Below are 17,943 nucleotides of genomic sequence, written 5' to 3' on the forward strand. Positions count from 1 at the left end.
CCCGCACAGGGGGGCCCGGCTTCCGCGCGCGGTGCGGGACGGGGCTCAGGCCTCGTCGGCCTCGCCCTCGGCCTTGTCCTCGGGGGACTGGAGGCCGAACTGCTCGACGATCCACTTGTCGAACTCGATGGAGGCGCGGACCCAGCTCACCGTGGAGGAGACGAAGTGCTCCAGGGCGACGCCGGTGCCGATCAGCATCTGCGCCTCACCGATGAGACGGAGGGTGGCGGAGCCGTCCTCCTCCTCGTGCAGGTGGGTGTAGACCTTCGGCCACAGGGTCCGGCGGTTCCAGTCGTCGATCGCGTCGAGGATCTTGGCGCGGTCGTCGGCCGAGTGCGGCCGGTCGTAGAACGTGCGCACCGAGAACACCTGCTGCTCGTTCTCGCCGCGGAACATGAAGTACGTGCGGAAGTCCTCCCACGGCGCCGCGAGGTCACCCTCGTCGTCGACGACGTACTTGAGCTCCATCTGCTCCAGGAGCTGCTTCACCAGGTCCTGGTCGGGGACGACGGGGCCCGCCGGTCCTGCCTGAGGCTGGGGCTGTCCCCCGAAATTCGGAATCGAGGACGGGTCGATGCTCACCGTGAATTTCCCTTCGTACGGATGTTGCCATCCTCCCCCATCCCGGCCGGTCCGTGGCAAGCCCCGCCGGGGCGGATCCGCTGCGGGCTGACAGGATGCGGTTCCCCACGGGGGCACGACGGGACGAGGACGGCGGCGCCGCCCTCGTCCACCTCGGCTTCTTCGGCGTCTTCGGCGTCCGGGCCCGTCACTCCGCCCGGCCGACGATCAGGCCGTCCTCGAAGCGGTCCACGCGGACGGTGTCGCCGTCGCGGACCTCTCCGGCCAGGATCTCCCGGGCGAGCCGGTCGCCGATGGCCGTCTGGATGAGGCGGCGCAGCGGCCGGGCGCCGTACGCCGGGTCGTTGCCCTCCTCCGCCAGCCACTCCAGGGCCTCCGGGGTGACGTCCAGGGTGAGCCGGCGGTCGGCGAGGCGCTTGGCGAGCCGGTCGATCTGGAGCCGCGCGATCCGGCCCAGCTCGGCCCGGTCGAGCGCGGAGAAGACCACCAGGTCGTCGAGCCGGTTCAGGAACTCGGGCTTGAAGCTGGCCCGCACGACCTCCAGGACCTGCTGCTTCTTCTCCTCGTCGCTGGTCAGCGGCTCCACCAGGTACGAGCTGCCCAGGTTCGAGGTGAGGATCAGGATGGTGTTGCGGAAGTCGACCGTCCGGCCCTGGCCGTCGGTGAGCCGGCCGTCGTCGAGGACCTGGAGCAGGATGTCGAAGACCTCCGGGTGCGCCTTCTCCACCTCGTCGAGCAGCACGACGCTGTACGGACGGCGGCGGACGGCCTCGGTGAGCTGACCGCCCTCCTCGTAGCCGACGTAGCCGGGGGGCGCGCCGACCAGCCGGGCCACCGAGTGCTTCTCGGAGTACTCCGACATGTCGATGCGGACCATGGCCCGCTCGTCGTCGAAGAGGAAGTCGGCGAGCGCCTTCGCCAGCTCGGTCTTGCCGACGCCGGTGGGGCCGAGGAAGAGGAAGGAGCCGGTGGGCCGGTCGGGGTCGGCGATCCCGGCGCGGGTGCGGCGCACGGCGTCGGAGACGGCCCGGACGGCCTCGGACTGGCCGATGAGCCGGCGGCCCAGCTCGTCCTCCATGCGGAGCAGCTTCTGCGTCTCGCCCTCCAGGAGGCGGCCGGCGGGGATGCCGGTCCAGGCGCCGACGACGTCGGCGATGTCGTCCGGTCCGACCTCCTCCTTGACCATGGTGTCCTTCTGGACCTCGCGCTCGGCCTCGGTGGCCTCCTCCAGCTCCCGCTCCAGGGTCGGGATCTCGCCGTAGAGCAGCTTGGAGGCGGTGTCGAAGTCGCCGTCGCGCTGGGCGCGCTCGGCGCGGCCGCGGGTCTCGTCGAGCCGTTCCTTGAGCTCGCCGACCCGGTTGAGGGACTGCTTCTCCTTCTCCCAGCGGGCGGTGAGGCCGCGCAGTTCCTCCTCGCGGTCGGCGAGGTCGCGGCGGAGCTTCTCCAGGCGCTGCACGCTGGCCGGGTCGGTCTCCTTGGCGAGGGCCAGCTCCTCCATGCGGAGCCGGTCGACGGAGCGCTGGAGCTCGTCGATCTCGACCGGGGAGGAGTCGATCTCCATGCGGAGCCGGGAGGCCGCCTCGTCGACGAGGTCGATGGCCTTGTCGGGGAGGAAGCGGGAGGTGATGTACCGGTCGGAGAGGGTCGCGGCGGCCACCAGCGCGGAGTCGTTGATCTGCACCTTGTGGTGGGCCTCGTACCGGCCCTTGAGGCCGCGGAGGATGGCGACGGTGTCCTCGACGGACGGCTCGGCGACCAGGACCTGCTGGAAGCGGCGCTCCAGGGCGGGGTCCTTCTCGATCCGCTCGCGGTACTCGTCGAGGGTGGTGGCGCCGACCATGCGGAGCTCGCCGCGGGCCAGCATGGGCTTGAGCATGTTGCCGGCGTCCATGGCGGAGTCGCCGCCCGCGCCCGCGCCGACGACGGTGTGCAGCTCGTCGATGAAGGTGATGACCTGGCCGTCGCTCTCCTTGATCTCGGAGAGGACGGTCTTGAGCCGCTCCTCGAACTCGCCGCGGTACTTCGCGCCGGCGACCATCGCGCCGAGGTCCAGGGAGACCAGCCGCTTGTTCCGCAGCGACTCCGGGACGTCGCCCTTCACGATCCGCTGGGCGAGGCCCTCGACGACGGCGGTCTTGCCGACGCCGGGCTCGCCGATGAGGACCGGGTTGTTCTTGGTGCGCCGGGACAGGACCTGCACCACGCGCCGGATCTCGTGGTCGCGGCCGATCACCGGGTCGAGCTTGCCCTCGCGGGCGGCGGCGGTGAAGTCCGTGCCGAACTTCTCCAGGGCCTTGTACGAGCCCTCGGGGTCGGCGGTGGTCACGCGGCGGCCTCCCCGGGCCTTCTCGAAGGCGTCCTGGAGCCGGCGGGCGGTCGCGCCCTGCCGGTCCAGGACCTGGCCGGCCTGCCCGCCCTTGGCGGCGAGGCCGATGAGCAGGTGCTCCGTGGACAGGAACTCGTCGCCGAGCTTCTTCGCGCGCGCGTCGGCGTCGGCGATGACGGCGAGCAGGTCCCGGTTGGGCTGCGGGGGCGCGACGGTGGAGCCGGTGACGCTGGGCAGGGCGGCGAGCAGCCGCTCCGCGCCCGCGCGGACGGCGGCCTGGTCGGCCTCGACGGCGGCGAGCAGGTCGGTGATGTTCTCGTTGTCCTGACCGGCCAGCAGTGCGAGCAGAAGATGGGCGGGGGTCAGGTCGGCGTGCCCCTGGGACACGGCGCGGCTGCTCGCCGCGTTCAGCGCGTCCCGGCTCCTGTTGGTCAGTTCGGCGTCCACGTGCGGGGTCTCCTCCTGGGTGTGGTCCTCTGGGTCCTGTCTGTACTGACTCATACAGCGTACATAAAGTTGAGTCTATTCCGCTCAAGGTATCGGAGCCGGTGGCGGCGGCGGTAGTTTCCGGGCATGGCGACTGACCCGAGGAACCCCACGGACTCGTATCTCAGCTTCTGGCGCGAGTACCACATGTGCACGCTGACCACCCCGCGCCCGGACGGCACCCCGCACGTGGTGGCCGTCGGCGTCACGTACGACCCCGAGAACGGCCTGGCGCGGGTCATCACCAACAAGCACAGCCGGAAGGTCGCGAACGTGCTGGCGGCCGGCGCGGCGGGCGCCCGGGTCGCGGTCTGCCAGGTCGACAAGGGCCGCTGGGCCACCCTGGAGGGCGTCGCCCGGATCCGTACGGAGGAGGAGGAGGTCGCCGACGCGGTGGCGCGCTACGCGGACCGCTACGGCCGCACCCCGACACCCAACCCCGACCGGGTCGTCATCGAGATCGCCCTCACCCGCGCGATGGGCCGCGCGTAGCCGGAGCGAGCCGCCCGGGGCCCGGCCCCGGGTCCCGGCGGACGGAAACGGAAAAGCACAACGGCGCCATCGCGTTTCAGGTCCGCGATGGCGCCGTTGTGTGGGGGAAGCACCTGAGCGATCTACAACGACGGGGGAATCGCTCAGGCACTGCGGGGGGTGGCGGAGAGGGTCTCGGGGTCGAACCGCGCCTCGACCGGCTGGTGGTCGCGCTGGTCCAAGTTGACGAAGATCATGCCGTACCTGATGGCACAGCGGACGGGCTGCGGGGCGCCGCGGGGGCGACGGAGGCACCGGTAGGCGCGGACGTCCTCGTCCTGCTCCCGTGCCACGATCACGGGCTCCCCGAAGAGGGTGATCCTCAGCGAGTCGCCACGGTGGGGGATGGCCGTGACGAGATCGACGAAGTGCCACCCGGACCGGTAGGCCGAAGCCATCTCCCGTCGGAATCTGGGATCGTCAGGAACATTCATGGGCCGGCTAGTTCCAGCCCGGGTCCAGTGCGGGAAGGGCGTGCCAGCCCGGGTCCTGGGCGGGAGCGGCGTGCCAGCCCGGGTCGTTGACCGCGGCCCGCACCTGCGCCGGCTCCGAGTGCCAGCCCGGGTCGGCCACGCCCACGACACCAAGCGCCGCCGCCGCGATGAAGGCGACTCCGGCCACCGTGCGTATGAGCTTCTTCATCATCACCGTGCAACCTCACTTGAAGGCAACGTCTCTCCGACCCCCGTGGGAAAACGATGACTCACTCCCTGCGCTCACACCACCAAACCCAGGCATCATGTTCCTGAGATGCAGGAGCCTGGGGGTGTACATATGCGGAAACAAGCAGACGAAACCGGGCACTCCCATTCCCATACGGAGCTCTGCACGGCGGGCTCCGAGCTGTACGCGTCCGCCCTTCGGACAGGACGAATACCCCGGTCAGACGCCATCGAGGCGCCCTGCCTGCTCGATCTGTCGCTGCTTCACCCCGACCCCGACGACGCCCAGTGGCTGCGTCCGGTGCCGCCGTCCGCCGCGCTGGCCCAGCTCCTCCAGCCCATCGAGCGGGAGATCCTCGAACACCGGCGGATGACCGTCGCGCTGTCCGACGCCTTCGAACCCTTCATGGCGATCACCGCCTTCGACTCGGCGAACACCAGCGCCATCACGGTCCTGGAGGGCATCGACCGCATCAACACCACGCTGGACCGCACGGTCGCCAACTGCCAGAAGGAACTGCTGACCGTCCAGCCCGGCGGCGGCCGCCCCGCCCACGCCCTGAGCGAGGCCCTGCGCCGGGTCTCCCCGCTCCTCGGGCGCGGCATCGACATGCGGACGCTCTACCAGCACACCGCCCGGCACACCGAACTCACGCTGAACTACCTCGAACACGTCGGGCCGGAGGTCCAGGTCCGCACCCTTGAGGAGATCATCGACCGGCTCATCATCATCGACCGCGAGGTCGCCTTCATCCCCGCCCGCAGCGACCGCCAGGTGGCCCTGGAGCTCCGCCACCCCGGGCTGGTCGCCTATCTCGGCGGCGTGTTCGACCAGTTCTGGCACCTGGCCGTCCCGATCCGCGACGAGATCCCCTACGACGCCAAGACCGACGCCATCAGCGGCGTCCAGCGCTCCATCGCGCGGCTCCTCGTCGAGGGGCACGTCGACGAGGCGATCGCGCGGCGGCTCGGGATGAACGTGCGGACCTGCCGGGCGCACATCGCCAAGCTCGCCACCGCGCTGGGCAGCGGGAGCCGGGCCCAGCTCGGGTACCTCATCGCCCGGTCCGGCCTCCTCGAACGGGGAGACTGACCACCATGCACGCGGACATCGCGCTCGACGGCCCCGCCGGCACCCTCCGGATCACCGGGCCCGGCCTCCCGGACGTGGAACTCGTCCGGGCCCCGGGGACGCCCCCCGACGCCCACACGCCCATCGGCACCCGCAGGGCCGCCCTGCTGACGCTCACCGTCGACGGCGCCCCCGCCGTGATCCGGCCGTCCCGCGGGCGGCTGCTGCGGCGCTCGTACCGGGTGGACGTCCGCGCCGGCGGCCACCGCTACCGGCTCGTGCCCTGCTCGTACGCGGAGAGCCGGCTGAGCCGGGACGGACGGCGGCTCGGCACCCTGGACTCCACCGGCGACGGACGCGTGACCGACGACTGGGCCGTCGAGCCGACCCCGCTCGACCTGGCCGTCGGCACCGCGCTGGCCGCCGCGTTCGGCACCGGCGCCGCGCCCTGGTGGGAGACGGCCGGGGACATCGTCGGCGAGCTCATCGCCCCCTGAGACGCCGCGAGCCGGGTCGGCCCCCTTCCGGTGGAAGGGGGCCGACCCGGCTCGTACGGGGTCGTGCGAGGCCTCACGGGGTCGTGCGGACTCGTACGTCGTGCCGGAGGCTACTCGCCGCGCTTCGGCGCCGGGCGCCACACGACCAGCGCGCTCGCCTGCTGCACGTCCTGGTACGGCACCAGGTCGCGCCGGTAGGAGGCGTGCACCTGGGCCTCGCGCTGCCGCATCGCGGCGGCCGCGCCCTCGACGGCCGAGGAGAGCTCGGCGACGCGGGCCTGGAGCGCGGCGACCTGGTTCTCCAGCTCGATGATGCGCTTGATGCCGGCCAGGTTGATGCCCTCGTCCTGCGACAACTGCTGCACCTGGCGGAGCAGTTCGATGTCGCGGGCCGAGTAGCGCCGGCCGCGGCCGGCCGTGCGGTCCGGGGAGACCAGACCCAGGCGGTCGTACTGGCGCAGGGTCTGCGGGTGCAGACCCGACAGCTGGGCCGCCACCGAGATGACGTACACCGGGGTCTCGTCGGTCAGTTCGTACGCCCTGCCGCCGAAGCCCGGCTGCCGTCGTCGTCCGTCCACCGCGTCACGCTCCCTTCGCCGCCTGGAACAGCTCCGCCCTGGGGTCCGTCGAGGCGGTCGCCTCGCGGTAGGTCTCCAGGGCCTCGCGGGCCTTGTCGTCCAGCTCCGTCGGCACCGCGACCTCGACCGTCACCAGCAGGTCGCCGCGCGTGCCGTCCTTGCGGACCGCGCCCTTGCCGCGGGCGCGCATGGTCCGGCCGTTCGGCGTGCCCGCGGGCAGCTTGAGGGTGACCGCGGGGCCGCCGAGGGTCGGGACCTTGATCTCGCCGCCGAGCGCGGCCTCCGTGAAGGAGACCGGCACGGTGACGGTGAGGTTGTCGTCCTTGCGGCCGAAGACCGGGTGGGCGTCGACGTGCACGACGACGAACAGGTCGCCGTTGGGCCCGCCGCGCTCGCCCGGGGCGCCCTTGCCGCGCAGCCGGATCTTCTGGCCGTCGGAGACGCCCGCCGGGATCCGGACCTGCATGGTCCGCGAGGACTTGGCCCGGCCGGACCCCTTGCAGACCTCGCAGGGGTTCTCAGCGATGAGGCCGCGGCCCTTGCAGTCCACGCACGGGTCGGTCAGCGAGAAGCCGCCGCCGCTGCCGCGCGAGACCTGGCCGGTGCCGACGCAGGTCGGGCACACCCGGGGGGTGCCGTTCTTGTCGCCGGTTCCGGAACAGGCCGTACAGGGCTGCTGGCTGGACATCCGCAGGGGCACGGTGGCGCCCTCGATGGCCTCGGTGAAGCTGAGCGTCACCTCGGACTCGATGTCCTGGCCGCGGCGGGGCTGGGTGCGGGCACCCGCGCCGCCGCCGCGGTTGAACAGGCCTCCGAAGACGTCCCCGATGCCGCCACCGCCGCCGCCGAAGCCGCCGGCACCGCCCTGGGCGCCGCCTCCGAAGAGGTCGCCCAGGTCGAAGTTGAACGAGCCGCCGCCCCCGGGGCCGCCGGCCCGGAAGCCGCCGTTCCCGAAGAGCGCGCGCGCCTCGTCGTACTCCTTGCGCTTCTTGGGGTCACCGAGGACGTCGTTCGCCTCGGAGATCTCCTTGAAGCGCTCCTCGGCCTTGGTGTCGCCCTTGTTGGCGTCCGGATGGTTCTCGCGGGCGAGCTTCCGGTACGCCTTCTTGATCTCTGCCTCGGTGGCGTCCTTGGGGACGCCGAGGACCTTGTAGTAGTCCTTCTCGACGAAGTCCTTCGTGCTCATCGACGTCCCTCCTCCCGCGTGCGGGTGTGGCTGCTTACTCGCTGTCCTTCTCGGAGGAGTCGTCCGACTCCTCCGCCTTCGCCTGCGCGCCCGGCTGGGGCTCGGCGACGGCCACGCGGGCGGGCCGGACGGTCCGCTCGCCGATCCGGTACCCGGGCTGCAGGATCGCGACGCAGGTCGTCTCGGTGACGTCCGGCGCGTACGAGTGCATCAGGGCCTCGTGGATCGTCGGGTCGAAGGGCTCGCCCTCCTTGCCGAACTGCTGGAGCCCCATCTTGGCGACGACGGTCTCCAGCGACTCGGCGACCGACTTGAAGCCGCCGACGACCTCGCCGTGCTCCCGGGCCCGGCCGATGTCGTCGAGGACCGGGAGCAGCTCGGTCAGGAGGCTCGCCACGGCGATCTCCTTGACCGTGACCCGGTCCCGCTCGACCCGGCGCCGGTAGTTCTGGTACTCGGCCTGGAGCCGCTGGAGGTCCGCGGTGCGCTCGGAGAGCGCCGTACGGGCCTGGTCCAGCTGGGCCAGGAGAGCAGTGTCCGCCACGTCCCCGGCCGGGGCCGCCGTGTCCTCGGTGGACTCGGCGGCCTCGGCGGCGTCGCCGGAGGGGACGTCGGGCTTCTCCTCGAAGCCCGGAGTCTCCTCGCTCACGCCTGGCCGTCCTTCTTGGGCTCGTCGTCGACGATCTCGGCGTCGACGACGTCGTCGTCGGCCTTGGCCTCGCCGGCCGGGGCACCGGCCTGGGCGGCCTGCGCGTCGGCGTACATGGCCTGGCCGAGCTTCTGGGAGACGGCCGCGACCTTCTCGGTGGCGGTGCGGATCTCGGCGGAGTCCTCGCCCTTGAGCTTCTCCTTCAGCTCGGCGAGAGCGGCCTCGACCTCGGACTTCACGTCGCCCGGGACCTTGTCCTCGTTGTCCTTGAGGAACTTCTCGGTCTGGTAGACGAGCTGCTCGCCCTGGTTGCGGGACTCGGCGGCCTCGCGGCGGCGGTGGTCCTCCTCCGCGTACTGCTCGGCCTCCTGGCGCATCCGGTCGACCTCGTCCTTCGGCAGCGAGGAGCCGCCGGTGACGGTCATCTTCTGCTCCTTGCCCGTGCCCAGGTCCTTCGCGGTCACGTGCATGATGCCGTTGGCGTCGATGTCGAAGGCGACCTCGATCTGCGGGACGCCGCGCGGGGCCGGCGGGAGGCCGGTCAGCTCGAACATGCCGAGCTTCTTGTTGTACGCCGCGATCTCGCGCTCGCCCTGGTAGACCTGGATCTGCACGGACGGCTGGTTGTCCTCGGCCGTCGTGAAGATCTCGGACCGCTTGGTCGGGATCGTGGTGTTGCGCTCGATGAGCTTGGTCATGATGCCGCCCTTGGTCTCGATGCCGAGGGACAGCGGGGTCACGTCGAGGAGCAGGACGTCCTTGACCTCGCCCTTGAGGACACCGGCCTGCAGGACGGCGCCGATGGCGACGACCTCGTCCGGGTTCACGCCCTTGTTGGCCTCGTTGCCACCGGTCAGCTCCTTGACGAGCTCGGCGACGGCCGGCATGCGGGTCGAGCCGCCGACCAGGACCACGTGGTCGATCTCGGAGAGGGCGATGCCCGCGTCCTTGATGACGTTGTGGAACGGGACCTTGCAGCGCTCCAGGAGGTCCGAGGTGAGCTGCTGGAACTGGGCGCGCGTGAGCTTCTCGTCCAGGTGCAGCGGGCCCTCGGCGGAGGCCGTGATGTAGGGCAGGTTGATGGAGGTCTCGGTCGAGGAGGAGAGCTCGATCTTCGCCTTCTCGGCCGCCTCGCGCAGACGCTGGAGCGCCATCTTGTCGAGGGCCAGGTCGACGCCGTGACCGTTCTTGAACTGGGTCACCAGGTAGTCGACGACGCGCTGGTCCCAGTCGTCGCCACCGAGGTGGTTGTCACCGTTGGTGGCCTTCACCTCGACGACGCCGTCGCCGATCTCCAGGAGGGACACGTCGAAGGTGCCGCCACCGAGGTCGAAGACGAGGATCGTCTGGTCGTCCTTGTCGAGGCCGTAGGCCAGGGCGGCCGCGGTCGGCTCGTTGACGATGCGCAGGACGTTGAGGCCCGCGATCTCACCGGCCTCCTTGGTGGCCTGGCGCTCGGAGTCGTTGAAGTACGCCGGGACGGTGATGACCGCGTCGGTCACCTTCTCGCCCAGGTAGGCCTCGGCGTCGCGCTTCAGCTTCTGGAGGATGAAGGCGGACATCTGCTGCGGGTTGAAGTTCTTCCCGTCCAGCTCGATCTTCCAGTCGGTGCCCATGTGACGCTTCACGGACCGGATGGTCCGGTCGACGTTGGTGACCGCCTGACGCTTGGCGACCTCGCCGACGAGCACCTCGCCGTTCTTGGCGAAGGCGACGACGGACGGCGTGGTCCTGGCGCCCTCGGCGTTGGTGATGACGGTGGGCTCGCCGCCTTCCAGAACGCTGACGACGGAGTTAGTCGTACCCAGGTCGATGCCGACCGCACGTGCCATTTCGATTCCTCCAGCTGACTGACTTGAGTGGAACTGGCTCAAGGATGCATGACGGAGCGCGGGGCGTCAACAGACCTGAGTCGAGGGCACTCAACTCTTCGCCGCTTCTGTCGCTCAAAGAGACGCACAGGGCGCGTCGTTACCTGACCCGCGGCGCGGAAAGTGGCAGAGTCCTGGTGCCCCTTGTCGGGCAAAGCAGGCATATCCCACGAACATCCCATGATCTCAGCCGAAGGGGTCCGGGGCATGACGGCGAACCACCGCAGGGTCGACCTCAAGCGCGGCCTCGACCTCCTGGGGGGTACGGCACTGCTGCTGCTCCTCTCGCCGCTGCTCGGCGCGGCGGCCCTCTCGCTCGCGCTCGGCCAGGAGGGCCCCGCCCTGCGCCGCCGCACCGTGGCGGGGCGGGGCGGCCGGCCCTTCACCATGCTGACGCTGCGCACCCGGAGCCCGCTGGCCGCGCTGCCGCTGCTGCTGCACGTCGTACGGGGCCAGATGTCGCTCGTCGGGCCGTGCCCGCTCTCCCCCACCCACCGGGAGTGCACAGGCGAGGCGCGGCGCCGGCTCACGGTCCGGCCGGGGCTGACCGGGCCGTGGCAGATCAGCGACCGCTCCGACCTGCCGTGGGAGGAGCGCGAGCTGCTGGACCTCCACTATGTGGACCACCACTGGCTCGGCATGGATCTGTCCGTTCTGGCGCGTACGCTTCCAGCAGTCCGCCGACGTCGTCTCCGTCGCGCCTCCGCCCGCGCGGCAAGGCTTGCCTGAGCGACACAGATCACCGCGAGGGCCGCTACAGCGCGGCGCCGGGAACCGGTAATCTCAGCACGGACTAATTAAGTTACCGCTTAGTAGGCTCAGGGCGAGGGCGAGGCGAGCACAGGCCGCGCCGACCGCGCCCCATGGGCCCGCCCGAGGAGCCCGTCATGCAACTCGCCGCGATCATCGTGTCGCTGACGCTGACCGTGGTCGGCGTTGCCCTGCTCGCTCGCGCCATCGGCCAGTTCGTCCGCTACTTCAAGCTGGGCCAGCCGGTCCCGGCCGGAGCCCGGACCGACAACCCCTATCAGCGCAGCGTCACCCTGGTCCGGGAGTTCCTGGGCCACACCCGGATGAACCGCTGGGGCATCGTCGGCTTCGCGCACTGGTTCGTCGCGGTCGGCTTCCTGACCCTGCCGCCGACCCTCGCGCAGGCCTTCGGCCAGCTCTTCCAGGCCGACTGGACGCTGCCGGTCATCGGCGGCTTCCTGCCCTTCGAGCTCTACATCGAGTTCATCGGCGTCATGACCATCCTCGGCATCGCCGTGCTGATGGTCATCCGCCTGCTGAGCCTGCCCTCGCGGGCCGGCCGCAAGTCCCGCTTCGCCGGCTCCAAGGCCGGCCAGGCGTACTTCGTCGAGTACGTGATCCTCACCATCGGCCTCGCGATCTACGTGCTCCGCGGCCTGGAGGGCGCGATCCACCACGTCGAGGGCTACGAGGCCGCGTACTTCGCCTCGTACCCGCTCGTGCTGGCCTTCAAGGGCCTGTCGGTCACCACCCTCCAGACGCTCATCTACTTCACCGCCATGGTGAAGATCAGCACCTCGTTCATCTGGATGATCGTGGTCTCGCTGAACACCAACATGGGCGTCGCCTGGCACCGCTTCCTCGGCTTCCCGAACATCTGGTTCAAGCGCAACGCCGACGGCGCCACCGCGCTCGGCGCGCTCCAGCCGATGACGACCGGCGGCAAGCCCGTCGACTTCGAGGACCCGGGCGAGGACGACGTCTACGGCGTCTCCCAGGTCGAGCAGTTCTCCTGGAAGGGCCTGCTCGACTTCTCCACCTGCACCGAGTGCGGCCGCTGCCAGTCGCAGTGCCCCGCCTGGAACACCGGCAAGCCCCTCTCCCCCAAGCTCCTCATCATGTCGCTGCGCGACCACGCGCACGCCAAGGCGCCGTACCTGCTCGCGGGCGGCGGCAAGGACATGGAGGGCAACGAGAAGGCGACCGCCGAGCAGCTCAAGGACGTCCCCGCCGCGGCCCTCGCCGAGGCCGAGCGCCCCCTCATCGGCACCGCCGAGGAGAACGGCGTCATCGACCCCGACGTCCTGTGGTCCTGCACCACCTGCGGCGCATGCGTCGAGCAGTGCCCGGTCGACATCGAGCACATCGACCACATCGTCGACATGCGCCGCTACCAGGTCATGATCGAGTCCGCCTTCCCGTCGGAGGCCGGCACGATGCTGAAGAACCTGGAGAAGAAGGGCAACCCCTGGGGCCTCGCCAAGAAGGCGCGCGTCGAGTGGACCAAGGAGGTCGACTTCGAGGTCCCGATCGTCGGCAAGGACATCGAGGACCTCTCCGAGGTCGACTACCTCTACTGGGTCGGCTGCGCCGGCGCCCTGGAGGACCGCGCCAAGAAGACCACCAAGGCCTTCGCCGAGCTGCTGCACATCGCGGGCGTCAAGTTCGCGATCATGGGCGGCGACGAGAAGTGCACCGGTGACTCCCCCCGCCGCCTGGGCAACGAGCCGCTGTTCCAGCAGCTCGGCCAGGAGAACGTCGCGATGCTGAACATGGCGTTCGGCGAGGACGACGAGGACGAGTCGACGAAGAAGCCGAAGTCGGCGAAGAAGATCGTCTCGACCTGCCCGCACTGCTTCAACACCATCGCCAACGAGTACCCGCAGCTCGGCGGCGAGTACGAGGTCATCCACCACACCCAGCTGCTCCAGCACCTCATCGACGAGGGCAGGCTGATCCCGGTGACGCCGGTGGACGGCCTCATCACCTACCACGACCCGTGCTACCTGGGCCGTCACAACAAGGTCTACACGCCGCCGCGCGAGATCATGTCGGCCGTCCCGGGCCTGCGCCAGCAGGAGATGCACCGCCACAAGGAGCGCGGCTTCTGCTGCGGCGCCGGCGGCGCGCGGATGTGGATGGAGGAGCGGATCGGCAAGCGCATCAACACCGAGCGCGTCGACGAGGCCCTGTCCCTCAACCCGGACATCGTCTCCACCGCCTGCCCGTTCTGCCTCGTCATGCTCACGGACTCCGTGAACGGCAAGAAGAACGACGGCAAGGCGAAGGAGTCGCTCCAGGTCGTCGACGTGGCCCAGCTGCTGCTCGACTCGGTGAAGACCCCGGCCGACCCCGAGCCGGAGGCCCCGGCCGAGGCGCCGGAGCCCGAGCCGGCCGCGTAGGGCACACGCGTGTGAAGGGCCGCCCCGTCTCGGACGGGGCGGCCCTTCGTCATGCCGGGAGGGTCACCGCTTCCGGGCGTGGTACTCCGCGACGAGCTTGCCGTTCAGGTCGTAGACCCAGCTGTCGCCGCCCTGCTTCGGGGTGTCGACGACGACGAAGCGGTACGCGTGCTTGCCGGGCTGCACGGCGAGCTTGTAGGTCCAGCCGCGGTGCTGGGCCGTGAGGTGCCGGGCGTCGACGGTGGCGATCCGCCTGCCGTTCGTGGAGGACACCTGGACGCGCGGCCCGTCCTTGACGTGCCGGGCGAAGGTGGCGACGGTCCCGTCGGGCAGCTTGGCCTGGACGCTCCGGTGGTGGGACGCGGGCTTGGGCTGCGGCGCGGGCTTGGGCGCGGGCTTGGGCGCGGGCTCGGGGGTCGGTACGGGCGCCGGGACGTCCTCCCTCCAGGAGCTCACGGTGCCGTCGGGCTGGAGGACGATGTGGAGCCCGTTGTTCTCCCCGTACCCGGGCTGTCCCCCCGTACTGGTCAGACTGCCGATCAGCACGCCGTCCCGCCCCACGATGTCGGCGCTGTACGAGCCCTCCCCGGTCTGCCGCACCTGCGCGGTGGACCCGTCGGCCAGCGGCCAACTGGACACCTGCCCCTGGTCCTGACTCCGTTCCCGTCCCTGGTCCTGGTCCTGGCCCTGGTTCTGGCCCGTCACCGGCCGGGGCGCGTCGGCGGCGAAGGCGGCGGCGGCCGGGAGGAGGAGGGCGACGGAGGTGCCGGTGGCGACGGCGGCGGTGCGCAGGACACGGGTACGACGGTTGAGAAGCATGGAGAACTCCAGAGGGGTTTCGCTGCTGACCCCACCGAAGCTACGGAGCCCACATTGAGGCGATACGTCCGTTTCGTAACAGCGGCCCCACGACCGCCGCACGACCCTGTGACCCCCTAGGGGATGTCACAGCTCCGCACCGAAGGAGCGGGGCCGCCGCGGAAACGGGTACGTTCATTGACGTGGCTGGATTCAGGAACGGACGCGGCCGGGACAACCGCCCCCCGCAGCAACAGCATCGACCGCAGCAGGCGCCGTACGGGTACGAGGCGCCTCCGCAGGCGTACCCGCAGCAGCAGTGGCAGCAACAGCCGCCACGGCACCAGCAGCAGCCGTACGGCGAGCCGGAGTACTTCGGCGACCCGCACGGACAGCACCCGCAGCAGCACGCGGCGGCGAACAACCCGGGCCACACCCAGATGTTCAGCGTCGACGACCCGTACGGCCAGGCCGGCGGCTACCAGGCCCCGCCCGTCCCGACCGGTCCCCGGCTGCCCTGGAAGGCCCTCCTGAGCGGCATCGTGCTCCGCCCGGCGGACACCTTCCTCCGGATGCGCGACCACGCGGTCTGGGCCCCGGCGCTGACCGTCACCTTCCTCTACGGCCTGCTGGCGATCTTCGGCTTCGACCAGGCCCGCGAGGAGGTGCTGAACGCGACGCTGTCGAACACGATCCCGTACGTCCTGATGACGGGCGTCGGCTTCGTCGTCGCCGGCCTGATCCTCGGCGCCGTCACCCACACCCTCGCCCGCCAGCTCGGCGGCGACGGCGCCTGGCAGCCCACGGTCGGCCTCTCCATGCTGATCATGTCCCTGACGGACGCCCCCCGCCTCCTCTTCGCCCTCTTCCTCGGCGGCGAGAACGCCCTCGTCCAGATCATCGGCTGGCTCACCTGGCTCGCCGCCGGCGCCCTCTTCACCCTGATGGTCAGCCGCTCCCACGACCTCCCCTGGCCCAAGGCCCTCGGCGCCTCCGCCATCCAGCTGGTCGCCCTCCTGAGCCTCATCAAGCTCGGCACGCTGTAGAACACGGCACCCGCACACGAGAAGGCCCCCGCCGGTCACGGCGGGGGCCTTCTCGCGTGCGTCGGGGGGCCTCAGGCGTCGAGGACCTGGCCCTCGCGCTTGACGACGGGCGGCTCGACCGACCAGGGGAAGTTGATCCACTCGTCCGTCTTCTTCCAGACGTACTCGCACTTCACGAGGGAGTGGGACTTCTCGTAGATGACGGCGGAGCGGACCTCGGCGACGTGGTCGACGCAGAAGTCGTGGACGAGCTTCAGCGTCTTGCCGGTGTCGGCGACGTCGTCGGTGATCAGGACCTTCTTGTCGGAGAAGTCGATCGCGTCCGGCACGGGCGCCAGCATGACCGGCATCTCCAGCGTGGTCCCCACACCCGTGTAGAACTCCACGTTCACGAGGTGGATGTTCTTGCAGTCGAGCGCGTAGGCCAGACCGCCGGCGACGAACACGCCGCCGCGGGCGATGGAGAGGACGATGTCGGGCTCGTAGCCGTCGTCGGCGATGGTCTGCGCCAGCTCGCGGACGGCCGTCCCGAAGCCCTCGTACGTCAGGTTCTCGCGTACTTCACTCATGTCCGGTCCGCCTCACACCTGGGTCCGATGGAAGTTCATGAACGAGCGGGAGGCCGTCGGGCCCCGCTGCCCCTGGTACCGGGAGCCGTACCGCTCGCTGCCGTACGGGAACTCGGCGGGCGAGCTCAGCCGGAACATGCACAGCTGCCCGATCTTCATCCCCGGCCACAGCTTGATCGGCAGGGTCGCGAGGTTCGACAGCTCCAGGGTCACGTGACCGGAGAACCCGGGGTCGATGAACCCGGCGGTCGAGTGCGTGACGAGCCCGAGCCGCCCCAGGGAGCTCTTCCCCTCCAGGCGCGACGCGATGTCGTCCGGCAGGGTGATGACCTCGTAGGTCGACGCGAGCACGAACTCGCCCGGGTGCAGGATGAACGCCTCGTCGCCCTCCGGCTCCACCTCGCGCGTCAGGTCGAGCTGCTCGACGGCGGGGTCGATGTGCGGGTAGCGGTGGTTCTCGAACACCCGGAAGAAGCGGTCGAGGCGCACGTCGATGCTGGACGGCTGCACCATGGATTCGTCGTACGGGTCGATGCGCACCCGCCCGGCATCGATCTCGGCCCGGATGTCCTTGTCTGAGAGAAGCACGCCCCCACGATACGCAGAGGGCGCGGACCTCCCCAATCGGGACCGCCCACGCCCTTCACCCGGCCGCCCAGGTCAGCGCTGCTGGACCTCCACCGGCACCGCCTGCCTCAACCGCGCACACCGCGGACACCGGATGAGCCGCCCGGGCCCGATCCGCCCGGCACCGAGCTGCTGAAGCGGAAACGAGGCGGTACTGAACACGTGCCCTTCGGCACAGCGGACGACGGTGCGCTCCACGGAACCCATCAAGTCCCTTCCCCTACACACATGCTGGACGAGAGGCCACATTAGGGGATCAACAGGGCGCCCTCTACGCGGCACTCCGACCCGCACGGGAGGGGCGATCCACGCCGACCGTGGCGCATGGGGTACAGTGTGCAACGATGCGGCCGGTTCATCCGGCCACTGTCGCGGATGTAGTTTAATGGTAGAACATGAGCTTCCCAAGCTTATAGCGCGGGTTCGATTCCCGTCATCCGCTCTTTCGCGGAGCCCCAGGTCAGAGACCTGGGGCTTTGTTGCTTTCTGGACGCGCTGTGGACGCGAACGGCCGCAGAAGAGACGCGTGGACGCATACTGGTAGCGATGACGAAGCCCAGTGCACCGAAGCGCTTTCTGCCCACCAGCCCCTTCAAAGCCCCGGTCGCGCCGCCTCCCAAGCAGTTCGCCGTGGGCGACCAGGTCACCCACGACGTGCACGGCCTCGGTCGGGTCACCGGCGTCGAGGACGGGATAGCGGCTGTCGTGGATTTCGGCTCGACGCAACAGCGGATCCTGAGTCCGTACGCCAAGATGAGCAAGCTGTAGGACCGTCGTGCCCGGTCAGGGCACGCCGGACCGTTCATGGCCCCGCAAGGAAGAGGACCCCTGCCATCGACCTGAACTCGCCGTTCTCCGCTCCGGCAGAGGCGTCCCCCCGCGCCGCCGCGGCATCGCCGCGGCCCACCGCGCATCCCTTCCAGGCCCCCGACTTCGGGGATGCCGACACCTTCCCGCTCGACTTCCCGCTCGACGAGGACGCGCACGGGTCCGCCTCCGGCGCGAGTGCGGCGCGACGCGACGCGGGCTAGCCCCCCTCCGACGGACGGGAAGCTCGGCCGCGGGCCGGCCGGACCGGTCCCACCGTCCAGGCGCACGAACACCGCCGCGCCCTTCGGACCACATTTCCGGAACACGAATAACTGCGTTCGCGGAGCGAGACTTTGACCGATGCCACCGTGAGAGTTTTTATCGGTGGCACACGCAAAAAGGAAAACCCGCACGGAATGCTCCGGCGTGCTACGGTCGAATCAGTTGCAGTTTTGGTACCCGAAAAGTTTCAGACGCCCCGTCCGGCCGCACGCCGAGCGG

General features: G+C 70.3%; 18 protein-coding genes and 1 tRNA gene. 8 read left to right on the top strand and 11 right to left on the bottom strand.

Features of this window, described 5'->3' with window-relative positions:
- Positions 1–45: 45 nt before the first annotated feature.
- Both IE321_RS20125 and clpB read right to left on the bottom strand, forming a co-directional pair.
- A complete protein-coding gene (locus tag IE321_RS20125; protein ID WP_043221285.1) occupies positions 46–582 on the bottom strand; it encodes a type III secretion system chaperone family protein in 537 nt (178 codons plus the stop codon).
- Between the two features lie 187 nt (positions 583–769).
- Positions 770–3,355, bottom strand: coding sequence for an ATP-dependent chaperone ClpB (clpB, locus tag IE321_RS20130; protein ID WP_043221286.1), 2,586 nt, complete (start codon positions 3,353–3,355; stop codon positions 770–772).
- 126 nt (positions 3,356–3,481) lie between these two features.
- On the opposite strand from clpB, the gene IE321_RS20135 reads away from it, so the two are divergent.
- Positions 3,482–3,886, top strand: a complete 405-nt coding sequence (locus tag IE321_RS20135; protein ID WP_190223972.1) for a pyridoxamine 5'-phosphate oxidase family protein — start codon at positions 3,482–3,484, stop codon at positions 3,884–3,886.
- Between the two features lie 143 nt (positions 3,887–4,029).
- Here the strand turns inward: IE321_RS20135 and IE321_RS20140 are convergent, their stop codons facing one another.
- Both IE321_RS20140 and IE321_RS20145 read right to left on the bottom strand, forming a co-directional pair.
- The gene (locus tag IE321_RS20140) at positions 4,030–4,359 is read right to left on the bottom strand and encodes a Rieske (2Fe-2S) protein (protein ID WP_079021860.1); all 330 of its coding nucleotides are present in this window, start codon (positions 4,357–4,359) and stop codon (positions 4,030–4,032) included.
- A gap of 7 nt (positions 4,360–4,366) precedes the next feature.
- Positions 4,367–4,570: a hypothetical protein gene (locus IE321_RS20145; RefSeq protein ID WP_190223973.1), complete on the bottom strand. Its 204-nt coding sequence runs from the start codon at positions 4,568–4,570 to the stop codon at positions 4,367–4,369.
- 129 nt (positions 4,571–4,699) lie between these two features.
- Between IE321_RS20145 and IE321_RS20150 the strand changes: the two genes are divergently transcribed.
- Both IE321_RS20150 and IE321_RS20155 read left to right on the top strand, forming a co-directional pair.
- Positions 4,700–5,680, top strand: a complete 981-nt coding sequence (locus IE321_RS20150) for a helix-turn-helix domain-containing protein (RefSeq protein ID WP_190223974.1) — start codon at positions 4,700–4,702, stop codon at positions 5,678–5,680.
- A gap of 5 nt (positions 5,681–5,685) precedes the next feature.
- Positions 5,686–6,156 carry a hypothetical protein gene (locus IE321_RS20155; protein WP_190223975.1) on the top strand — a complete coding sequence of 157 codons (471 nt, stop codon included), beginning with the start codon at positions 5,686–5,688 and terminating at the stop codon, positions 6,154–6,156.
- Between the two features lie 110 nt (positions 6,157–6,266).
- Here the strand turns inward: IE321_RS20155 and IE321_RS20160 are convergent, their stop codons facing one another.
- The 4 genes from IE321_RS20160 to dnaK are packed head-to-tail and all read right to left on the bottom strand — an operon-like array spanning position 6,267 to position 10,401.
- The gene (locus IE321_RS20160; RefSeq protein ID WP_043221295.1) at positions 6,267–6,734 is read right to left on the bottom strand and encodes a heat shock protein transcriptional repressor HspR; all 468 of its coding nucleotides are present in this window, start codon (positions 6,732–6,734) and stop codon (positions 6,267–6,269) included.
- Between the two features lie 4 nt (positions 6,735–6,738).
- On the bottom strand, positions 6,739–7,920 hold the full coding sequence (gene dnaJ, locus IE321_RS20165; RefSeq protein WP_043221297.1) for a molecular chaperone DnaJ: 1,182 nt from the start codon (positions 7,918–7,920) through the stop codon (positions 6,739–6,741).
- Between the two features lie 34 nt (positions 7,921–7,954).
- The gene (grpE, locus tag IE321_RS20170; RefSeq protein WP_043221301.1) at positions 7,955–8,569 is read right to left on the bottom strand and encodes a nucleotide exchange factor GrpE; all 615 of its coding nucleotides are present in this window, start codon (positions 8,567–8,569) and stop codon (positions 7,955–7,957) included.
- The gene (dnaK, locus tag IE321_RS20175) at positions 8,566–10,401 is read right to left on the bottom strand and encodes a molecular chaperone DnaK (RefSeq protein WP_043221304.1); all 1,836 of its coding nucleotides are present in this window, start codon (positions 10,399–10,401) and stop codon (positions 8,566–8,568) included. The genes grpE and dnaK overlap by 4 nt, the downstream gene beginning before the upstream one ends.
- Positions 10,402–10,647: 246 nt before the next feature.
- On the opposite strand from dnaK, the gene IE321_RS20180 reads away from it, so the two are divergent.
- Positions 10,648–11,169: a sugar transferase gene (locus tag IE321_RS20180; protein ID WP_190223976.1), complete on the top strand. Its 522-nt coding sequence runs from the start codon at positions 10,648–10,650 to the stop codon at positions 11,167–11,169.
- 158 nt (positions 11,170–11,327) lie between these two features.
- A complete protein-coding gene (locus tag IE321_RS20185) occupies positions 11,328–13,592 on the top strand; it encodes a heterodisulfide reductase-related iron-sulfur binding cluster (RefSeq protein ID WP_190223977.1) in 2,265 nt (754 codons plus the stop codon).
- A 63-nt stretch (positions 13,593–13,655) separates the two neighbouring features.
- Here IE321_RS20185 and IE321_RS42860 read toward each other — a convergent pair whose 3' ends face one another.
- Positions 13,656–14,411: a hypothetical protein gene (locus IE321_RS42860; RefSeq protein WP_190223978.1), complete on the bottom strand. Its 756-nt coding sequence runs from the start codon at positions 14,409–14,411 to the stop codon at positions 13,656–13,658.
- A gap of 182 nt (positions 14,412–14,593) precedes the next feature.
- Between IE321_RS42860 and IE321_RS20195 the strand changes: the two genes are divergently transcribed.
- Positions 14,594–15,436 (top strand): Yip1 family protein, encoded by an 843-nt coding sequence (locus IE321_RS20195; RefSeq protein ID WP_190223979.1) that lies wholly within the window; start codon positions 14,594–14,596, stop codon positions 15,434–15,436.
- A gap of 71 nt (positions 15,437–15,507) precedes the next feature.
- Here the strand turns inward: IE321_RS20195 and IE321_RS20200 are convergent, their stop codons facing one another.
- A complete protein-coding gene (locus IE321_RS20200) occupies positions 15,508–16,005 on the bottom strand; it encodes a phosphoribosyltransferase (protein ID WP_024755952.1) in 498 nt (165 codons plus the stop codon).
- 12 nt (positions 16,006–16,017) lie between these two features.
- A complete protein-coding gene (dcd, locus tag IE321_RS20205) occupies positions 16,018–16,593 on the bottom strand; it encodes a dCTP deaminase (protein WP_017240230.1) in 576 nt (191 codons plus the stop codon).
- Between the two features lie 410 nt (positions 16,594–17,003).
- Here dcd and IE321_RS20210 point away from each other — a divergent pair.
- Positions 17,004–17,074 (top strand) — tRNA-Gly (locus IE321_RS20210).
- A 104-nt stretch (positions 17,075–17,178) separates the two neighbouring features.
- Positions 17,179–17,400, top strand: coding sequence for a hypothetical protein (locus IE321_RS20215; RefSeq protein WP_043221320.1), 222 nt, complete (start codon positions 17,179–17,181; stop codon positions 17,398–17,400).
- Positions 17,401–17,943: the final 543 nt, after the last annotated feature.

The sequence above is a fragment of the Streptomyces hydrogenans genome (assembly GCF_014656075.1).
GTDB lineage: Bacteria > Actinomycetota > Actinomycetes > Streptomycetales > Streptomycetaceae > Streptomyces > Streptomyces hydrogenans.

What these genes read in the sequence shown, in the direction of transcription:
- IE321_RS20135 (WP_190223972.1), top strand. Translation starts at nt 3,482, where the DNA reads ATGGCGACTGACCCGAGGAACCCCACGGACTCGTATCTCAGCTTCTGG.
- IE321_RS20140 (WP_079021860.1), bottom strand. Translation starts at nt 4,359, where the DNA reads ATGAATGTTCCTGACGATCCCAGATTCCGACGGGAGATGGCTTCGGCC.
- IE321_RS20145 (WP_190223973.1), bottom strand. Translation starts at nt 4,570, where the DNA reads ATGATGAAGAAGCTCATACGCACGGTGGCCGGAGTCGCCTTCATCGCG.
- IE321_RS20150 (WP_190223974.1), top strand. Translation starts at nt 4,700, where the DNA reads ATGCGGAAACAAGCAGACGAAACCGGGCACTCCCATTCCCATACGGAG.
- IE321_RS20155 (WP_190223975.1), top strand. Translation starts at nt 5,686, where the DNA reads ATGCACGCGGACATCGCGCTCGACGGCCCCGCCGGCACCCTCCGGATC.
- dnaJ (WP_043221297.1), bottom strand. Translation starts at nt 7,920, where the DNA reads ATGAGCACGAAGGACTTCGTCGAGAAGGACTACTACAAGGTCCTCGGC.
- dnaK (WP_043221304.1), bottom strand. Translation starts at nt 10,401, where the DNA reads ATGGCACGTGCGGTCGGCATCGACCTGGGTACGACTAACTCCGTCGTC.
- IE321_RS20180 (WP_190223976.1), top strand. Translation starts at nt 10,648, where the DNA reads ATGACGGCGAACCACCGCAGGGTCGACCTCAAGCGCGGCCTCGACCTC.
- IE321_RS20185 (WP_190223977.1), top strand. Translation starts at nt 11,328, where the DNA reads ATGCAACTCGCCGCGATCATCGTGTCGCTGACGCTGACCGTGGTCGGC.
- IE321_RS42860 (WP_190223978.1), bottom strand. Translation starts at nt 14,411, where the DNA reads ATGCTTCTCAACCGTCGTACCCGTGTCCTGCGCACCGCCGCCGTCGCC.
- IE321_RS20200 (WP_024755952.1), bottom strand. Translation starts at nt 16,005, where the DNA reads ATGAGTGAAGTACGCGAGAACCTGACGTACGAGGGCTTCGGGACGGCC.
- IE321_RS20215 (WP_043221320.1), top strand. Translation starts at nt 17,179, where the DNA reads ATGACGAAGCCCAGTGCACCGAAGCGCTTTCTGCCCACCAGCCCCTTC.